This window comes from Paenibacillus oryzisoli, from assembly GCF_001653565.1.
GTDB classification, from domain to species: Bacteria; Bacillota; Bacilli; order Paenibacillales; family NBRC-103111; genus Paenibacillus_E; species Paenibacillus_E oryzisoli.
The window spans coordinates 279,441-297,113 of record NZ_LYPB01000076.1 but is presented as its reverse complement, the minus strand read 5'-3'; the positions used below and the strand labels follow the sequence as shown (position 1 = coordinate 297,113).

The window sequence follows — 17,673 nt, the reverse complement described above, 5'->3', positions numbered from 1 at the left end:
TCTAATAGTTGATACGTTTCCCTGTTCTAGCAGATTCGTATACATCCATAACAAGATTAAACGCTTTAAAGCCCTCAGGTCCATTCAACCAATAGCTGCGATCCGATAAGATATGGTCATAGAAATCAGCGATTTGCGTGCCGTGACTGATGCCCCAGTAGGATTTGGCCCCTAGATTCGACGTTTCTGGAGAAGACAACATCGTTTGCTCACCATCGATCACACGATATAACGTATCACCAGTGAGCACGAGCTTCCCATTTTCAAACACTAGCTCAATTTCAGGAGGCGAATTCACCCCATATGAGTTCGTTGCATAGAAGACGGCTGTTGCACCATTTCCGTAAGTGAGATGTGCATGAACAGTATCTTCTACTTCAATAATGCCCTCAAGTGAATCCGTCGACATGGAGCCTTTAATGCTCGTTACTTCGCCGCCTATCCATTGCAGTAAATCTAATGTATGAATGGACTGGTTAATGAGGACCCCACCGCCTTCTGTAGCCCATTTCCCTTTCCATGCGGTTTCATAGTAAGAAGCATCCCTACTCCATGTGACAATTCCTTTAAGACATAACAATTTCCCTAGTTCACCTGATTGAGCGGTTTGTTTCATGATCTGAGAGGCTGGGTTATATCGATTTTGGAAAATAACACCAAGCTGTACACTCGGATTCGCTTCTGCTGCGCGTAACATTGCGAGAGCCGCTTCTTTCGTTTCAGCCATCGGCTTCTCTGTCAGAACATGTTTACCCGCGTGCAACGCATCAACTGCCATTGGCGCGTGTTGGTAATGAGCCGTACATATATGAACGACGTCAATCTCGGGATTGGTCAACATTTCGTGATAATCCGTATAGTATGCGCAAGAGTACGTTTCCGCTATTTGCGCAGCTAATTCGGCGTTCGTGTCAACTACGGCCACCAATTTTGCACTTGGTATTTGTGAAATAGCTTTCAAATGTACGCCGGAAATCGCCCCGCAACCAATAAGTGCAACGCCTATTTGTTTCATTGGAATCCCCTTTTCTGCTTCGATATGATGGTTCAATTCCATGTTACACATGTATATAATACAGGTTCGCCCAACCCACACCAATTCCTTTACGTTGACACATGCGGAAATTGACTACTTCTTGCTTTATCATGACTTTTCACTTATCCGATTGGTTTCAGCGCAATCTCCCATAACATCTTCTTATTGGAATAGCGATCCATTTCATACTCCTCAATATGGAGGCAAGTCCACGTATCCTCCTTGAAAAATCGCTCAATCTCTCCTCGATCAAAAAACCTTCGGTAAATCCCTTCTGATTCCATTAAGTATGGATCTGTCGTTCCGATGATATTCCCTTTATTGGCAATTTCATTGGTTGAATTCAATCGAATAAGTAAAATACCATCCCTCATCAGCACTCGACTAAGATCTCGGATGACGGCGCGAGTAGTAGGTTCATCAAAATAATGTATACTAAGATCAGCAATCAGTACTTGTACAGAATCATTGGGAAAAGGAAGCCCCTCCGTCATATCCAAACAAAGCGTTTGTACATCTGGCAAGAATGACTGCAGTGTACGGATGGCCCTGTCGGAGATATCACAAGCGATTGGCGACAGTCCATGGTCTACCAAGTACTTCGTGTTATTACCGACACCACAGCCAAGATCAATGACAAACCCTCCATGACTCGCAGTCGATAAGTAGGTTTCCTCGTATTTGTCTAGCCAATTATCGCATGTAGGGTTGAGGTTAGGCCTCTGATACGATTCATTCCAATATTGTTCCAGTGATTTCATTTGGGCAGATCCTCCTACATATATTATACAAAAAAAATAAACTGCCCAGCAAAGCAGCTTACGCTACTTCTGGACAGCCTGCTCTACGTTGCCGTTATCTCCGCAATCATTAATGCGTATCTTTCTGCGTATCTTTCGTCTCTTCGTCCTCTAACAAACCTTTCGTTCCTTGTCTAAACTCCTTGATTGTCGTTCCAAAAGCACGACCTAGTTGCGGAAGTTTCGTTGGCCCGAATAACAGTAATGCAACACCTACAATCACAATAAGTCCTGGTATGCCAATGCCTGATAACATGTGAATCACCACCTTCTCAACTTGGATCAATCTTAAAATTTAACCATTAACGCAGTCACATACATAATTAATATCCCTGCTGTGAGACCACTGAAATTTAACCATGAAACCGGAGATAGGCCTTTCTTCTCAGACTCTTTCAGAATCATTTTGGAAATAACGTAAATGACCTGCAGAATCGCACCAGCACCGATACCGAAGAACAGAGCAGCAAGCGTATCGTTAAATATGAAACCTCCAGCCCATGTACCTATTATAGCAGGTCCTCCGGCAATTAAGGCTAATTTGACGAATGTTTTCCATGATGGCCGTTCTTTCAGCAGTGGAGCTGCAATACCAACCCCTTCTGTAATGTTGTGCAGGGTGAAACCAATGATCAGGAACGTCCCTAATGCGGCCTCCCCCACTGCAAATGCAGAACCAATCGCTAGACCTTCACCGAAATTATGAAGCCCGATGCCTGTTGCAATTTTGTTCGCGACGCGCTTTCCAGCAAACGACTCACTGCTTAATTTACGCTCGTTCGACTGGTCGACAGCAATGAGGAATAAACAGCTTAGTAAGGCGCCGAACCATACTAACCCCGAACCTTGGAAGACACCAGGCGCTTCAGCAGCCATCTCAAAACCTTCACCAAAGGTATCAATGACAAGGAAGAACAACAGACCAACGGTCAAAGCAAGAATCGCATGCATGCCTCTAACCGAGAATCTACGGAGAAATGGATACCATAGGAGGCCTAGCCCTACTGGGATTACACCCACATAGAAGCCAATTAACGCATATTGCCAGAAAAGCTTGCCGTTCGCTTCAGGTGTAGCGGCAGCAGCGGCTACTTCGCCTATGAAAATTAATCCATTCGACGTGATAAGTTTCACTTCATGTGGATCACCTTGCACCCACGGGTAGGGAATGTGAATCATGCCCTGTTCAAATCTTTTTAACGTATCACTTGGCGAGAAAGAAGCATTCCAAAATGCGCCATCAACAACGACTTGAGCGATGGTTATTTCCTCTGGGCCAGAATTCAATACTCTGACTTGAATACCGTCGTCATTCAGTGTGATTTTCTCAACATTCAAGACTTCGATCGGAGCCGCAGGCTCGTTCTCAATCCCGGTTCCTACTTTGGCAATCGTTGTAATAATGGCTAACAATAAGATCAATGGCAGAATGCCCCAAAGAATAGATTTTATTTTGGATGAAGATGCTGGCTTAGTGGTTTGTTCATTTATACTCATCTCGTACGTCGCCTCCTTTCTTATTCAGCTATGAAGAATCCCATCCAACCTAGTTCGGCAAACTCGCTTTGATGCGCATGAAACATGTACCGCCCAGGCAGGGGAAATACAATTTCCAGAATCCCACGTTCACCCTGACATTGCATAATCGTATCGGTATACGCTGGTCGAGCCTCAGGATCTGCCCCTGTTGCATAATAGTTGAAGAAATTCGCATGAAGATGAAAGGAATTAATTAAATCAAATTCCGTTAGATTGCTTAAATAAATACGAACAAGCTCCCCTGCCTTCACTTTAATCGGTTCCTGCTGATAGGCAAAAGCATAACCATTCACGGTGTAAATTTCATTTTCTCCATCAAGATCCAGGTCATAGCCGTTCATCAACATATTGAATTCCTTTGCAGCAGCTCTTGGTTTCTTCGGGTCAATGATGAAATTACCATAGAGACCTTTGTGAATATGTCGGGCTAACGGAGCCACATGGCAGTGATAGACGTGCATACCAGCCGGTTTGGCTTCGAATTCATACGTAAAAGAATCCCCAGAAAGCACAGATTCAAGGCCATCCATATTCGTTGGGTGCATCCCATGGAAATGAATAGAATGCGGATGCAAGGTTCCATTCGTAAACTTCACGCGAAGAACATCCCCTTCAGTACAACGAATCGTAGGACCAGGTATGGTGCCATTAAACGTCCATCCTGGAAACTTGATGCCCTTGGCAATCTCCACATTGGTCTCGTAGGCTACAATTTCATATTCCCTAAGCGTTCTACCGTCAGGTAGCAGACTCACTTTGCCATAATCAAAAGCCGTCAGCGCATGTTGCGCAGCTTTGAACCCTTCCGTGATTTCGTTGCTCGGGACATAGCCATGCTTCATTCCCTCATGTAATTGTTCTTTCATCGCTTGGTGAATCTCATGTTTATCGTGTGCTTGTGCAACGGGTGGTCTACCGAATAACGAGGAAGGATTCAATAATGCACTTCCTAACACAGCGAACGCTCCTGTCGTTCCTAACTTCAAAAGATTACGTCTCGATAACTTTTTATCTGATTTCTGAAACATCGCTATGACCTCCTATTATAAATTGCTTGTTTACAATAATTTTTACCTAGGGAAACATTTCGGGCAAAAATAAAGTTTCCAGTGGGACAAAAAGTTTACCAAAGGAAACACCGTGATTTAACTATATGCGGAATGTCAGCGAAAGTAAACCTTTTTGTTAAAAAATTCAAACATTGCAATATACCCGCGATTTCCAAGGATAGACGAGTCAAAAATTCCTCATCGCTTAAGTGTACTAACATTCCACAATTCCAAAAAAATCACAAACATTTTCGACAAAAATAGCATAAAACTCAGCTATGGTTTGACAATTATTTTCGCATGCAGAATTTATAATAGACTTAGGTAAGAACGAATGGTTCATAACTATTGTGTAAACATTTGGGAGGATGATCGACATGGACGCGCAGTTTATCAAAAGATTACACACACTAAATCGCCGCGATTCATTAAGGTCTTTGCTGCTTATCGAAGGTGTTCGACTCACTCTCAGACGTAAAAAGAATGTCAGCTTGTTCAAGCGGATTTTCAATCGAAAAAAACAAACCATATCCGCAAAAGGATGGAAATAACGATTAGAGGATAAGTAATAGAGGTATTTCTCGCTTAACTCACCCTTTTATAGTAGAATAATGTCTCAGCTACATGACATGGATACGGGGTGTAAGAATGGCCATTAGTTTTACGAAAACAATTGTTTCTCAGTTAACAAAGGAAATTGCTGATCTTGAAGCCAAGCAAGTTAACGAGAAGAAAAAGAGTGAAAAAGCTCAAGCCAAAATGAAGCAGATTGAGCGAGATATGAAACTAAGCCAATCCCATAGTGATTTGAGCAGCAAATTGTCACGCGTGGCGAAATTAAAAGAAGAGACTAAAACGAGTGATCGTCTGCAAAAAGATATCGCGAGAGAACTAGCAGCAAAGAAAACTACTTTGAAGCTAAATCTTGCTAAATCGACTCAACAAGATGATTCTTCGTTGTAATTGATACGAAAACAAACACCGCCCTGCTAAGCAGGAGCGGTGTTTGCGTTTTCTTATGAAGATGTCATGATATGTAGTTCCGGGATGTTCGTTCGCATATGTTTTTTTATACTTTCATAATGAGAGTTGGCATGAATAAGTTGCTCATTGGTTAACCTATCCATGGATATAATTTGGAAATGACGTCCTTGCAGACTATGCGTATAGGTAGGGAGAAATCCTGGCATCAAGAGCTCAATCTTCTTGGTTTCCTTGTTCGTGGTTTTCACCACATCAATGGTGGCCATTCCACCAATTTGCTTATACAAGTTGATTTGAGCCGATAAAAAATTACCCAGTGAGTAGACAACAAAGGTTCGATGCCCTTGTTTTCCTTCTATCCATGCGGGAGGCTGCAGCACATGCGGATGGTTCCCAATGATGATGTGAACCCCCATGTCGGCTAGCTTTCGAGCAAGACTTGTTTGATTAACATCTGGAAATCGTTGATATTCGTTCCCCCAATGGAGGGCAACCACGATAACATCAGACAATCGCTTGGCTTGTTCCACATCCGTACGAATTTGCGAATCATCGATTCGATTGATTAAGAACGGTTTTCCCTTTGGTGTAGGAATGCCATTCGTCCCATAAGTGTAACTCAAGAAGGAGAACGTAATCTCATTTTTCGTGACCGTTCGTATCCTATCTCGGTCATTCTGAGATTTAAATGAACCCGTGTAAGGAATTCCGAGCGTATCCCAATAGGTGAGCGCACTTTGTATCACCTTTTCCCCTCGATCAAGCGCATGATTATTGGCAACCGTAACTATGTCAACTCCTGCTAACTTCAAGGCATCTCCAATTTCATGAGGGCTGTTAAATGAAGGATAGCTCGATAACCTCAGTTCCTTGCCGCCAATCATCGTTTCTTGATTAGCAACAAGGATATCCGGGGCTTGTAATTCGTTCGTTACACACGCGAAGATACGATCAAAATTATACGTGCCATCTTTCTGCTTTGCGTCTATATAAACTTTATCATGGATGAGAATATCCCCGATTGCAGCAAGCTTCACCCGAGTGGTTTTCGTTTCTGCTTCTTCTTGCATCTTTGAGGTCAAAGGATAAGGGGGAAAGGACTGTCTCGGCGTAGACCCCTCTTGGACCAGAGGAGCAATTTGCTTCGCTTCGATCCTTGTATCTTCTTTAGGCGTAGAGGTACTTCCTAAGCATCCGCTTGCCAATAAGCATGTCGAAACAAGTGCAGCCATACGCTTAAACACGATTAACCAGCTCCTTAGGGGTTAAACCTTGTGTTGCCAATTAGTATTCCCCTAAGAAAATCTCTCATGAATGAGGTTTTTTACCAATTCATATGGTCGAAATATACATTTTACCCCATTAATAATTAATGGTATTAAATTTCTTCTGGAGCCTGTAAACCAATAAGTTTCATGCCGTTCTGCAACGTCGTTTGAACACATTTCACGAGAGCAAGACGCGCTTCACGTACCTGCTTATCGTCCACCAAGATATAACATGCGTGATAAAAACGGTTAAATGCTTGTGCGAGATCTATGAGATAACGTGATACGATAGAAGGTTCCAGCTTTACCATTGCTTGTTCTACTCTTTCGGTAAATAAATAAAGCATTTTGACGACTGCAATCGCCTCGGTATTTTGCAAACAAGTGCCATCTATTTCAATGTCGTGTATCTCATCTCTCTCATGCAATTGCGCTTTCTTCAACACACTGCACGTTCTTGCATAGGTATACTGTACATAAGGCCCTGTCTCACCATCGAAATTAAGTGCATCCTCCCAGGAGAAATCAATATCTTTGATACGATTTGCACTCAAATCGTTAAATATCACAGCCCCTATGCCAACCTTCTCAGCAACTTTCGCTTTATTCACTAATCCTGGGTTTCTCGCATCAATGACATCGCTTATTTTCTGAACCGCTTGCTCCAGTACGTTTTCCAGTCTAATCACATTGCCTTTGCGTGTCGATAAACTCCCTCCTTCAATACTCACACGGCCAAATGCGACATGTTCAAGCTTCGAGAACCACGTGTAACCCATTAATTCAACAACCTTAAATAGCTGCTGAAAATGAAGATTTTGAGCATAATCCGTCACATAAATCAATTTATCAAAATCGTACTTCTCTGCACGATATACAGCTGCCGCCAGGTCACGTGTGTGATACAGAGAACTGCCATCTTTCTTTAACATTAATGCTGGAGCCATGCCAAATTCATCTAGCCTTACTAACAGAGCACCCTCATCTTCTTCCACAAGCTGTTTCTCCTTCAACTCCTGAATGACGGGCTCCATCTTATCATTGTAGAAACTTTCCCCTTGATATGCATCGAATTGCACGCCAAGTAGTTTATAAATCTTCTGAAATTCCGCGAGGCTTATCTCCACAAACCATTGCCACAACGCGAGTGCTTCCTGATCACCATGCTCCATTTTGGTAAACCAAGATCTAGCTTGATCTTCTAGCGTTGGGTCTTCCTCAGCCTCATCATGAAATTTCACATACAATTCAAGAAGCTCATCGATCGCTCTTTCGTTCACAGCCTCCTTGCTTCCCCACAATTGGTAGGCTACTATCAGCTTCCCGAACTGTGTCCCCCAATCGCCTAAATGATTAATCCCCACACATCTATATCCAAGAAAGGTATGGATTTGATAAATCGCATTCCCGATGACGGTAGATCTCAAATGTCCAACGTGAAATGGCTTCGCAATATTAGGAGACGAATAGTCGATCACTACCGTTTTACCTTGACCCAAATTCTGAGATCCATAACGTTCTCCAGAATGACTTATGTGACGAATAAGAGTCTCCACAAACATCGATTTGTTGAGATAAATGTTCAGATAACCAGATACAGCTTCCAGATGATCAATGTGTTCGACTTCGAGCGCAGCTTTTAACTCTTCAGCAATAGCTTGTGGTGATTTACTTAAAGTTTTGCTTAAACGAAAGCAGGGTAAAGATAGATCGCCTTGATCCGAATTCGCTGGATATTCCATCCATGCCATAATGTCTTGAGCTTCGATACCAGCAAGTAACGATGAGATTTTCTTTGCAAAATGCAGCTTATAATTTAACATAGCGTGTCTCTCCTGTCTTTTTCAGAAAATATAAAAAGCCCCCGTCTCTAAGAAAGAGACGAGAGCTATAAATTCCCGCGGTACCACTCTAAGTGTTAAACCTCTAGTTTAACCCCTCTGCTTCGTAACGGTCGGCAGACCGGATTTACCTACTCCATTTTCGGCAAACCATTTCCTGGGTCCGTTTCATTCTCAACATCCGTACCGGCTTACACTGACCCGGCTCGCTGTGACTGTCTGTTAGGAATTACTGTCCCATTCATTAATATTTCGATATGAATTTTTCAATATATTACAAGGGATTCACAGGAATGTCAAGCCTAGATTCAAACAACGTAGACTGAATTTTTCATTACACTCGTAAGCTAACATCCGAAGATCCATAACTAGTTGCCAAAAAAATCAGACTACGCTGCTCCTGAAAGCATTTACAATATTACCATCTGCATAGAAGGAGGGACGTTTAGAAGCCATACGATCATAAAGACACACCGTACTCAAACATCATCAAGGAGGAAATGAATAATGCGAAAAATACGTTTGTCCAAATTGGTAGTCGCTGCACTCATTGTTGCTCTTCTCGGTTCCTGCTTACCCTGGTTAGGTGGAACTTCTGCCTATGCCGCAACCCCTGTTAATCCTAATGCGACACAAGCTGTACAAAATGTATTGAATTATTTTGATACCGTCCAAACGAACAACCAAATCATCTCCGGACAATACGTAAGAGGGCAAAACTATGGCTACTTAGAGACCGATCACCTCTATAATGTAACGGGTAAATATCCAGCGATGATTGGTTATGATCTGCTTTACAATGTAACAAACGCTGCCGATCTCGCCAAATGGCGATCCTTCATTGTCGATCATGCGACAGATTATTGGAAGAAGGGCGGTCTTGTCACCCTTTCTTGGCATGAGACGAACCCCTTGGATACCACAGCAGATGCAGGTGGTTGGAATAGTGTAATCAGTTCCATGTCACAAGCGGATTTCGACTTGCTTACAACCCCTGGAACGACCTTGTATAACAAATGGTTAGCGCATATTGATACGATGGCGGGCTATTTGAAATCGCTTCGGGATCAAGGCGTTGTCGTACTATGGCGGCCCTATCACGAGATGAATATCGGCTTCTGGTGGGGCGGCAAGTCAGCAGCAAGTTACAAAAAATTATGGCAAAATATGTACGATCGCTACACCAACTATCATGGATTGAACAACCTCCTATGGGTGTGGGCTCCAGGACGTGATGATAACAATGCCGTTACCAGCAATCATTACCCAGGTTCCTCCTACGTAGATCTCGGTGGGGCTGACATCTATACGCAAGCACGTGGAGATGCCAAATTCACAAATGGAAACAGTGAGTTAGCCTCTGTTCTAGGCAATAAACGTTACGGTTTGTCCGAAGTCGGTTTGCTCCCTTTGGAATCTGCTGTTCAGTCAAACTTTGATTACACCTGGTTTCTCACGTGGGCAATTGGTTGGGCAGACAATCAATTCTATGGATACCCCGCTGCGAATGGACCTGGCAATGACACGTACACGATCCAAACTTTTTATAGTAATGCCGTTACGATCACCAGGGATGAAGTTCCAACGCTCGGAAGAACGCTCTTTTCGGAAAGTATTATTTTCAAGGATGCTATGAATGGCTACTCGGCTGCGGGAGTCTCCCCCTCCAACTGGACGACGGTGACTACTGGGGGCACTGTTACCGTGCAGAACGTCCCAACAGTAGGACTTGCAACCGGTCCTGATCGAAGCATGAAAATCAATAAAACCAGCACAACGAATGCTGCCACTGCCGAGAAAACGTTCACCCCACAAACAGGCATTGTGACCTTCAAAGCCACTCTGCGGACAGAGGATGCCAATTGGAAAGACTTCATTATCTACGACAGCTCGAGCAGAGCAGCCTTGCATATTGGACTACAAGGAAATTACATCAAGGTGTATGATGGCGCAACCACGCTTTCGAGTATCGAACCGATCACCACTGGCAGCTGGTATGATATTAAAGTCATCCTGAATACCGACACCAAAAAATTCGACCTCTATGTTAATGGCGCGAAAATAGCCAATCAATTGGGCTTCAAAAATTCAGCAGCGTCTGACGTCAGCCGGTTGAAAGTTGGCGTAGCTGGTGATACTACAGGCATTTTGTATATGGATAATGTGTTTATAACGAAGTAAGGCGGATCAGCGACAATCTCAACCCGAAAGGCGCCATTGTTCTCAGAGATACTCGATTATTTCGACTATCTCACCTTATACACTTAAAATATCAGGTACTTTCTTTCAAATCGCCAACATAATAAGCAAACACCTGATCAATCGGTTTAAAATACAAATGTCCATCCTCTTCCCATGGCTGAAAATGCAAATCCATACCCGAGTCGCTCCAATTCTCAGGTGTCCCTTTCGTGCTGAGACGCCCTGCTACGATAGGTTCCTCTATGACTTTGGGAAATTCTTGATAACCAAATAACAGGTTCTCGTGCATGGCAATAATTTCATACTTTTCTCCATGAAAAGCACGTTCCTCTTGCAATTGATAATGATAATAGATGTAGCTGCTCATCATCTCAGGCTTCAGATGCGCAACCCTTCCGACTCGGGATACGACGGGCTCTTTTCTCAACCAATGCTCAACGCTTGCTGGCTCGTTGAAATGAAAAACATCGATCATTAAGATCCACTTGCGGGGCTGTTCTTGTCCTGGCCAGTCCATCAGATAGGGGGCCGCGGCCCCAGCTACTTCATCTGGCAACACCTCGCGGTTCACACATTCATAGTAGAGGAATAGATTATCCTTCCAAACATAAGCTGCAGCGGTCATTAATTCACCCTGAGCAACCAACAAGCGAACATGTTTGTCTTGTTCTAATGCTTTTACACCTACATCCTTCATTCCTCTTTGCCAAACGGCACGATACATCTTTCTTACGATCATGATGAGTTACCTCGACTTTCTGTGTGACTATTTATCTTGTGACTTATTTGAACCCCTAGTAGAACTGTGCTAACATTAGTACAGTTCTGCCAAGGTGGTGAATACGTTTCATGGTAATCAGTAAGATTTCTTTCAAGCAACCCATTAAATTGATCGTAGCGCTCATTACTGCCCTGTTAGGCGGTTACTTGTTCCAACTTTTGCATATTCCCATCCCATGGCTGTTGGGTCCTATGATTTCCGTTTTACTTGGATCAAATGTGTTCAAAGACCGATTTGCATGGCCTACTCCGATTAGAAATGCAGGACTTATCATTGTCGGATACACGATTGGTCTCTCCATGACCGCCACAGCTTTACATGAAATGGCGATTCAGCTCCCTTCCATGCTGCTCATGACACTGCTTCTCATGCTACTCTGTGTTTGGCTAGCCTACATGATCTCCAAACTATCACCAATTAACTTCAAAACAGCCTTGCTTGGAAGCATCCCTGGCGGTCTTACCCAAATGGTTATTTTGGCTGAGGAGACAAAGGGAATCAATCTAACCATCGTGACCGTCTTGCAAGTCATTCGGCTCATGATGATCGTTATTTGTGTCCCCTTGCTAGTATTTAGTCCGATTATGGGCAATCAGCATGCAACTCAAACGCTAATTCAATCGGTAACTGCTTCGACAGCTAGCTGGGGTGAACTAACACCGAACATCTTTATTTTCGCCATAATAAGTATCAGTTGTGCTCTTCTGGGTCATAACGTCAAATTTCCAACTGCCTTTTTACTTGGCCCCGCCTTTAGTACGGCAATTATTCAACTCTTTGGTCTTCATGGCCCAGCACTGCCAAACAGTATAATTAACGCAGCACAAATCATGATTGGTATCCAAGTGGGTTTAATGCTTAAGCCTGCTCAACTTAACCACAAGTTTCAAATCCTATCACTATCAATCGGAAGTAGTCTAGTCTTACTATTAGGCTCATTTGGTCTCAGTTTTATCTTTATGCATCTGCACGCTATCTCCAAATCAACGGCTCTACTCAGTCTAGCACCAGGTGGCATGGACCAAATGGGAATCATCGCTCACGAAATTAATGCTAATTTATCCGTCGTTGTCGGTTATCAGTTATTTCGAACTTTTTTCATATTCTTTGCGGTACCACCGCTGTTACGCTTGCTCTTCACATACAGCGCAAACAAAAAGATGAACAGAAAGAGCCCCTCTTAATCAAAGAGTGGGCTATTGTTATTAGCCTTTCCCACGATAGGCTTTCTCGTGATACTCGGTAATATAATCGAACAATCGTTCTCCGTCATACTGTTCAATTATACTTAAGCTCATATACATGGCCCGATAGGTTTCCGGAACCCAAATGTAGGTATGGACGTAGTCGGTTAATTGAAATCCAGCTTTTTCCCAGAATCGAATCCGATCTGCATTTTCCTTGGACATTTCTGCCTCGACCTCAATGACAATGCCCAGACAATTTGCTTCGTTCTCTGCCCAATTTCGAATATCACGCATACATGCCAAACCTACGCCTTGGCCGCGCTGCTCTATACGAACCGCAATGTAATCAACAATTAGCATACGTACTTTCGCATTCAACGCAGTAAGAGCCATTGCCATCACGCTATCACCTATTCGCCATGTATGCAGCATGCAAATACCTCTTTCAAACATACTTCGAATGAGCGCACGACTCTTTCTTCCATGTTCTGGAAAGGCCTCTTTATATACGGGCTCCGCTTCCTCCCATAGTGCTTCATCCCACCGAGTCGTTATCTCATGAATCATACACAACATCCTTTAATGCATAATCCACCGCATATTCAGCATGAAGTTTCGTTGTATCGAATAAGGGAACTGGCGAGTCCTCCTGAGCTATTAAAAGCGTAATTTCTGTACAGCCCAAAATAACCGCTTCTGCCCCTTCACTCACTAAATTTTGGATGATCTCCATATAAGATTGTTTGGATTCCTCTTTTATCATTCCAAGACAAAGCTCTTCATAGATGATCTCGTGAACAAGTTTCCTTGCGTCCGCTGGAGGCACTAGGACTTCTAGATCAAATTTGTCTACAAGTCGTCCTTTGTAGAAATCTTGTTCCATCGTAAAGGCCGTGCCAAGCAAAGCGACTTTCTTAATCCCAGCCTTTACAATCTCCTTCGCAGTTGCATCAGCAATATGAAGTAACGGGATAGATACGGATTCTTCAACTTCTTTGGCCATCTTGTGCATCGTATTCGTACATATGACAATGCAATCCGCACCAGCTCTTGCCAGTCTTTGAGCAGACTCGATCATCATGCTAGTTGCTTCATCCCATTTACCCTCAAACTGGAGCCTCTTAATCTCATGAAAATCCACGGAATACATCAAACTTTTGGCCGAATGATGACCACCCAATTTTTCCTTTACTCGCTGATTGATGATTTGATAATACAGTAACGAAGATTCCCAACTCATACCGCCTATTAATCCTATTGTTTTCATGCCAATTCCCTTTCATTCTTTATACGCGTTCGAGTGGTTGATAGGGCTCCTTAGGAAGAATAACGCGGATTTCATCTCCAACCCTAACTTCTCCCCCCGTTAACACGATACCCATCACTCCGGCCTTACGAATAAGATTCCCGTTTGCGTCATGGTCCAAAACTGCTTGCAGCAGTCCTGATTGAAAATTATCGATCTGAACACAAGGATTACGTAGTCCAGTAATCTCAATGACTGCATCTTCCCCGATTGTTAGCTTTGATCCGGTTGGCAATTCAAGTAAATCTATACCACGTGTTGTAATGTTTTCGCCCAACTGACCAGGCTCAACACGAAATCCTAAAGCTTTTACTTCGTCAAATAACTCCGAATGAATGAGGTGAACCTGGCGAAGATTCGGTTGATTCGGATCTTGCGCAACACGTGAGCGATGCTTTACCGTCTTTCCCATGTGTGCATCGCCCTCCACACCTAATCCAGCCAAGAGCCGAATGACCTCGAAAGTCTGTTTACTAAAAGAATGTGTTGCATAACGACTGGTTGATAGAACTTCCCCAATTTGAGATTCATGGTTTATGACCATTCTTAACTCATCCTCTCCGATTTGAAAAACTCTTCTAACCCTATCTTACTTCCAATCTTCCACAAAGCCAACTCGCATTGACAATGCCTGATCTACTTCATACAGAATTTAGCAAAAATACAAACAAGGAGCAACTGCTCACGCAGATCTGCTCCTTCTTCTTTACATCCTCAAAAAACAAACGACGATCTCATTTTCTTCTCCATCATCGCTTTGATCTCATGAACCAATTCAATTGAAGCTTCAATTTCAACTTTGCGTGTGGAGACACTCTCGACACTGCACCCGATCGGAATCCCTTTTTCCAAGCCGAACTCGAAAATTTCTTCAAAAATTTGTTGAGAAACCGAGACAGATTTGTCTAAGACATCCTGTGAGTACTTCAAATCATTTTCCAACCATTTCGGTATAGAGATCCCGAGCCATTTCATGAATTCTAGGGTCTTCGTAGAACCGCACGGCGCAATATTCATGAGGATCGGTACCATTTCGAGATTATGCTCTTTGCAATGATAATAATAATCCGATAAGAAATTCTTCGAAGCTTCTACATTATAAGTCGCTTGAGAAATGAAGAATTGACTGCCACTCGCTATTTTATTGATCATTCTAAGATGCTCATCATCTTTTTTCATGTGTCTTTCTGGGATTACGACTGCGCCTAAAGTTAACTTATCATTCAGTTTTCTGCTTAACTCATACGCTTCGGGCAGGCCCATTTGAACATCTTGCTTACTGGAAGATGCCCCCACAAATACTGAAAATCTCTCCGCGTCCAGATCATCTTGAATCCATTCCGCCAACTGTTCCTCTGAGTATTTCCCTACACAACGATAAATAATTTTCGGGATATTTAACTTACTCAAGTACGTCTTACTGTACGTCGTCGGGTCAACTGTCTGTAGATATGGAAATGGGCGATCTTGATCTATTCGATCACTTTCTTCCTGAACATCGTAAAGAATTAAGCCATCTATTTGAAGTTTCTGAAGTCGCTCACATTGTTTTTGTGAAATTTCAGCCATTTTCTCTAGCGAATGTGTTTCCTTTGGTGGCGTCATTCCATAAGTTATGATACCAGGCTCTCTTCGAAGTATTTTGTCCTTTAACAATTGTGTCACAACCTTATCTGCCTAATTCCGATAAATGAATTCATATGTAATTACTCGGTATTATATATTTCGACTCCTTTTTGCCAAATCCTCTTCTAGTTAATAGGACTCTACAGGAACTTCTCTCTCATAAAAGCCAAACTTGCCGCAATTTCATTCTCTGGATCATGCACGGTACACTCCCCAGAAATCATCCCCGCATAGCCCGATGCTTTGAGCGTGGCCGCGAAATGCTCGTAAGGATATTGCCCTGTGCCAGGCGACAATCGCCCAGTATCCGCTAAATGGATATGCTGAAGCCAATCCTTATTGTCAATCAGGGTAGATATCGGATCCTGCTCCTCATCCATATGATAGAAATCCGCCAAAACACGAATCGCCGGTAGATTAACTTGCTTGGCGAACATTACAGCTTCTGAAACCGTATTCACAATGTTGGACTCTTTCTGATTCAGAGGCTCAATGGCTAGTGTGACGCCTGTTCCTGAGAACTCTTCTCCGATACGTGCTAGCAGCTGAAGGAGTTGCTGTTCGCCGCGATTTCGTTCCCAACCATCTGGAATGTAACGTGCTTTTCCACTGCCGAGAACAACCGTTGTTGCGCCAATTTTATGTAAAGCGCTTGCAGCTTTGTAGACATACCGTCGAATTCTCTCTTCATCGGCCTCTGGACCAACCACCTTCAAGTCACCTGGGAAAAATATACTGAATGCCTGTACCGGGAGTGGACTGTTCAAGTACATAGGAAGCTTGGCGGCAAAATCCGCCTCATCTTCTAGATTTAAAGCTACGAGCGCGCATTCGATATAATCAAAGCCAATTTGTTTAAGTCTCTCCGCTTCTTGAATCCCACTGCACCATCCGAATGTGTACATGTACATTCCTCCCTAACGGCTTATAAGTTCACTTCTCCTTAATTAATATACCAAGAAATAACCACGAAGTGGATCTTATATTTATACAAATGTATGATCTATTTTAAGAAAATCACCTTACGAAATACAAAAAAAGAACTACCATAAGGCAGCCCTTTCTCCATACATTCTATATCAATTATGTAAAGTAAATAAATCGCTCTCCAGCCGACATCATATGGAACTTCTGCGCTGGATAGGTGTGGAATAAATAATCAACGAAGTAAGCCGGGTTATCTCGATTGTTGGAAAACATATCAAAATGGATTGGAATGAGAAGATCACTCCCAATCTCAACACCGAAATCTGCGGCTTCACGGAAGTTCATATTGCCAACAATCCCTCTGGAAGTTCGTGCATAATCACCTCCATTAATCGGTAGAAGTGTGACATGAGGTTGAAATTTCTTGGCATGTGCAATCAACTCCGGTGTGACAACCGTGTCGCCTGTATGGAAGATTCTCACGCCATTTATTTCGATAAAATAACCCAAATACACTTGATTCCCGTCCTGATCTGTCTCATATGCTGTATGCGCTCCCGCTACAGGGGTAATGGTCACACCATGTCCCGTGATGACTTGTTCTTGCTTAGCAGCTATGATTCGGCTTGCAACCACGTCGATATCTTGCAGCAAATTCACATGTGACGCTGGTGCAACGAATTTGGTCTCCGGATGTGCCTCAGAAACACCTTTAATCGTAGTTAAATCCATGTGATCATTATGGAAATGCGTGAGTAACACAATGTTTACATCGAGCTCGTGCGGTGTTAGCGGCGGCGGAATTTCCCTTTTGAATTCCGTATCCGGATTCTCCAATTCAATCGAGTAACTTAAATAGGGATCAATGCAGATAACTTCGTCTGAGTTGCCGCCTTTGATCAGCGCCCCTGCCTGACCTAGACTCCAAATCGCTACCCCATCCTCTGGCACATTCGTACGTTGAATTTCCTTCAAAAGTGATTCACCAGCATTGTAAATCGGTCTTAAACGTTGTTCTCCCATGTCTGCTACACTCCAATGATAGTTAAATTTAAATCAATTATAAGTGCAAGAACAAGGAAAGCCAATATCTAGTCTATCACATATATGAAGATTCACTCAGGCTC

General features: G+C 43.0%; 17 protein-coding genes and 1 other annotated feature. Of the genes, 3 read left to right on the top strand and 14 right to left on the bottom strand.

Annotated features, from left to right (window positions below; all coding sequences use genetic code 11):
- Position 1: 1 nt before the first annotated feature.
- The 5 genes from A8708_RS22420 to A8708_RS22400 form a co-directional block, all read right to left on the bottom strand.
- Complete coding sequence (locus A8708_RS22420; protein WP_239696800.1) at positions 2 to 1,066, bottom strand: Gfo/Idh/MocA family protein; 1,065 nt, start codon at positions 1,064 to 1,066, stop codon at positions 2 to 4.
- Positions 1,067 to 1,158: 92 nt separating this feature from the next.
- The gene (locus A8708_RS22415) at positions 1,159 to 1,797 is read right to left on the bottom strand and encodes a class I SAM-dependent methyltransferase (protein WP_068667519.1); all 639 of its coding nucleotides are present in this window, start codon (positions 1,795 to 1,797) and stop codon (positions 1,159 to 1,161) included.
- A gap of 109 nt (positions 1,798 to 1,906) precedes the next feature.
- On the bottom strand, positions 1,907 to 2,092 hold the full coding sequence (locus A8708_RS22410) for a twin-arginine translocase TatA/TatE family subunit (protein ID WP_068667518.1): 186 nt from the start codon (positions 2,090 to 2,092) through the stop codon (positions 1,907 to 1,909).
- 32 nt (positions 2,093 to 2,124) lie between these two features.
- Positions 2,125 to 3,333, bottom strand: coding sequence for a ZIP family metal transporter (locus A8708_RS22405; protein ID WP_068667517.1), 1,209 nt, complete (start codon positions 3,331 to 3,333; stop codon positions 2,125 to 2,127).
- Positions 3,334 to 3,353: 20 nt separating this feature from the next.
- Entirely contained in the window at positions 3,354 to 4,403 is a 1,050-nt protein-coding gene (locus A8708_RS22400) for a multicopper oxidase domain-containing protein (RefSeq protein WP_068667516.1), read from the bottom strand.
- A 669-nt stretch (positions 4,404 to 5,072) separates the two neighbouring features.
- Between A8708_RS22400 and A8708_RS22395 the strand changes: the two genes are divergently transcribed.
- Entirely contained in the window at positions 5,073 to 5,387 is a 315-nt protein-coding gene (locus A8708_RS22395; protein ID WP_068667515.1) for a hypothetical protein, read from the top strand.
- Between the two features lie 53 nt (positions 5,388 to 5,440).
- Here A8708_RS22395 and A8708_RS22390 read toward each other — a convergent pair whose 3' ends face one another.
- Together A8708_RS22390 and argS are read right to left on the bottom strand one after the other, a co-directional pair.
- Positions 5,441 to 6,652, bottom strand: a complete 1,212-nt coding sequence (locus tag A8708_RS22390) for a CapA family protein (protein ID WP_157264957.1) — start codon at positions 6,650 to 6,652, stop codon at positions 5,441 to 5,443.
- Positions 6,653 to 6,786: 134 nt separating this feature from the next.
- Positions 6,787 to 8,499 carry an arginine--tRNA ligase gene (gene argS / locus A8708_RS22385; protein ID WP_068667514.1) on the bottom strand — a complete coding sequence of 571 codons (1,713 nt, stop codon included), beginning with the start codon at positions 8,497 to 8,499 and terminating at the stop codon, positions 6,787 to 6,789.
- A 51-nt stretch (positions 8,500 to 8,550) separates the two neighbouring features.
- Positions 8,551 to 8,771, bottom strand: a binding site (T-box leader).
- 253 nt (positions 8,772 to 9,024) lie between these two features.
- On the opposite strand from argS, the gene A8708_RS22380 reads away from it, so the two are divergent.
- A complete protein-coding gene (locus A8708_RS22380) occupies positions 9,025 to 10,698 on the top strand; it encodes a glycosyl hydrolase (RefSeq protein ID WP_068667513.1) in 1,674 nt (557 codons plus the stop codon).
- Between the two features lie 91 nt (positions 10,699 to 10,789).
- On the opposite strand, the gene A8708_RS22375 is transcribed toward A8708_RS22380, so the two are convergent.
- Positions 10,790 to 11,458 (bottom strand): hypothetical protein, encoded by a 669-nt coding sequence (locus A8708_RS22375; RefSeq protein ID WP_068667512.1) that lies wholly within the window; start codon positions 11,456 to 11,458, stop codon positions 10,790 to 10,792.
- 110 nt (positions 11,459 to 11,568) lie between these two features.
- Here A8708_RS22375 and A8708_RS22370 point away from each other — a divergent pair, with 110 nt between their 5' ends.
- Positions 11,569 to 12,684 (top strand): AbrB family transcriptional regulator, encoded by a 1,116-nt coding sequence (locus A8708_RS22370; protein ID WP_068667511.1) that lies wholly within the window; start codon positions 11,569 to 11,571, stop codon positions 12,682 to 12,684.
- A 21-nt stretch (positions 12,685 to 12,705) separates the two neighbouring features.
- On the opposite strand, the gene A8708_RS22365 is transcribed toward A8708_RS22370, so the two are convergent.
- The 6 genes from A8708_RS22365 to A8708_RS22340 form a co-directional block, all read right to left on the bottom strand.
- A complete protein-coding gene (locus tag A8708_RS22365; RefSeq protein ID WP_068667510.1) occupies positions 12,706 to 13,254 on the bottom strand; it encodes a GNAT family N-acetyltransferase in 549 nt (182 codons plus the stop codon).
- Entirely contained in the window at positions 13,244 to 13,954 is a 711-nt protein-coding gene (locus A8708_RS22360) for an aspartate/glutamate racemase family protein (RefSeq protein WP_068667509.1), read from the bottom strand. Before A8708_RS22360 ends, A8708_RS22365 begins: the two co-directional genes overlap by 11 nt.
- 19 nt (positions 13,955 to 13,973) lie before the next feature.
- Positions 13,974 to 14,537 carry an MOSC domain-containing protein gene (locus A8708_RS22355; protein ID WP_068667508.1) on the bottom strand — a complete coding sequence of 188 codons (564 nt, stop codon included), beginning with the start codon at positions 14,535 to 14,537 and terminating at the stop codon, positions 13,974 to 13,976.
- Between the two features lie 170 nt (positions 14,538 to 14,707).
- Complete coding sequence (locus tag A8708_RS22350) at positions 14,708 to 15,562, bottom strand: methylenetetrahydrofolate reductase (protein ID WP_239696799.1); 855 nt, start codon at positions 15,560 to 15,562, stop codon at positions 14,708 to 14,710.
- Positions 15,563 to 15,759: 197 nt separating this feature from the next.
- Entirely contained in the window at positions 15,760 to 16,524 is a 765-nt protein-coding gene (locus tag A8708_RS22345) for a sugar phosphate isomerase/epimerase family protein (protein WP_068667506.1), read from the bottom strand.
- A 178-nt stretch (positions 16,525 to 16,702) separates the two neighbouring features.
- On the bottom strand, positions 16,703 to 17,569 hold the full coding sequence (locus tag A8708_RS22340; protein ID WP_068667505.1) for an MBL fold metallo-hydrolase: 867 nt from the start codon (positions 17,567 to 17,569) through the stop codon (positions 16,703 to 16,705).
- Positions 17,570 to 17,673: the final 104 nt, after the last annotated feature.

Bases quoted from the DNA above. Each gene is read 5' to 3' on its own strand.
- A8708_RS22365 (WP_068667510.1), bottom strand. From the start codon at position 13,254: ATGATTCATGAGATAACGACTCGGTGGGATGAAGCACTATGGGAGGAA.
- A8708_RS22380 (WP_068667513.1), top strand. From the start codon at position 9,025: ATGCGAAAAATACGTTTGTCCAAATTGGTAGTCGCTGCACTCATTGTT.
- A8708_RS22415 (WP_068667519.1), bottom strand. From the start codon at position 1,797: ATGAAATCACTGGAACAATATTGGAATGAATCGTATCAGAGGCCTAAC.
- A8708_RS22375 (WP_068667512.1), bottom strand. From the start codon at position 11,458: ATGATCGTAAGAAAGATGTATCGTGCCGTTTGGCAAAGAGGAATGAAG.
- A8708_RS22350 (WP_239696799.1), bottom strand. From the start codon at position 15,562: ATGGCTGAAATTTCACAAAAACAATGTGAGCGACTTCAGAAACTTCAA.
- A8708_RS22405 (WP_068667517.1), bottom strand. From the start codon at position 3,333: ATGAGTATAAATGAACAAACCACTAAGCCAGCATCTTCATCCAAAATA.
- A8708_RS22420 (WP_239696800.1), bottom strand. From the start codon at position 1,066: ATGTGTAACATGGAATTGAACCATCATATCGAAGCAGAAAAGGGGATT.
- argS (WP_068667514.1), bottom strand. From the start codon at position 8,499: ATGTTAAATTATAAGCTGCATTTTGCAAAGAAAATCTCATCGTTACTT.
- A8708_RS22395 (WP_068667515.1), top strand. From the start codon at position 5,073: ATGGCCATTAGTTTTACGAAAACAATTGTTTCTCAGTTAACAAAGGAA.
- A8708_RS22355 (WP_068667508.1), bottom strand. From the start codon at position 14,537: ATGGTCATAAACCATGAATCTCAAATTGGGGAAGTTCTATCAACCAGT.
- A8708_RS22400 (WP_068667516.1), bottom strand. From the start codon at position 4,403: ATGTTTCAGAAATCAGATAAAAAGTTATCGAGACGTAATCTTTTGAAG.
- A8708_RS22340 (WP_068667505.1), bottom strand. From the start codon at position 17,569: ATGGGAGAACAACGTTTAAGACCGATTTACAATGCTGGTGAATCACTT.
- A8708_RS22345 (WP_068667506.1), bottom strand. From the start codon at position 16,524: ATGTACACATTCGGATGGTGCAGTGGGATTCAAGAAGCGGAGAGACTT.
- A8708_RS22370 (WP_068667511.1), top strand. From the start codon at position 11,569: ATGGTAATCAGTAAGATTTCTTTCAAGCAACCCATTAAATTGATCGTA.
- A8708_RS22410 (WP_068667518.1), bottom strand. From the start codon at position 2,092: ATGTTATCAGGCATTGGCATACCAGGACTTATTGTGATTGTAGGTGTT.
- A8708_RS22360 (WP_068667509.1), bottom strand. From the start codon at position 13,954: ATGAAAACAATAGGATTAATAGGCGGTATGAGTTGGGAATCTTCGTTA.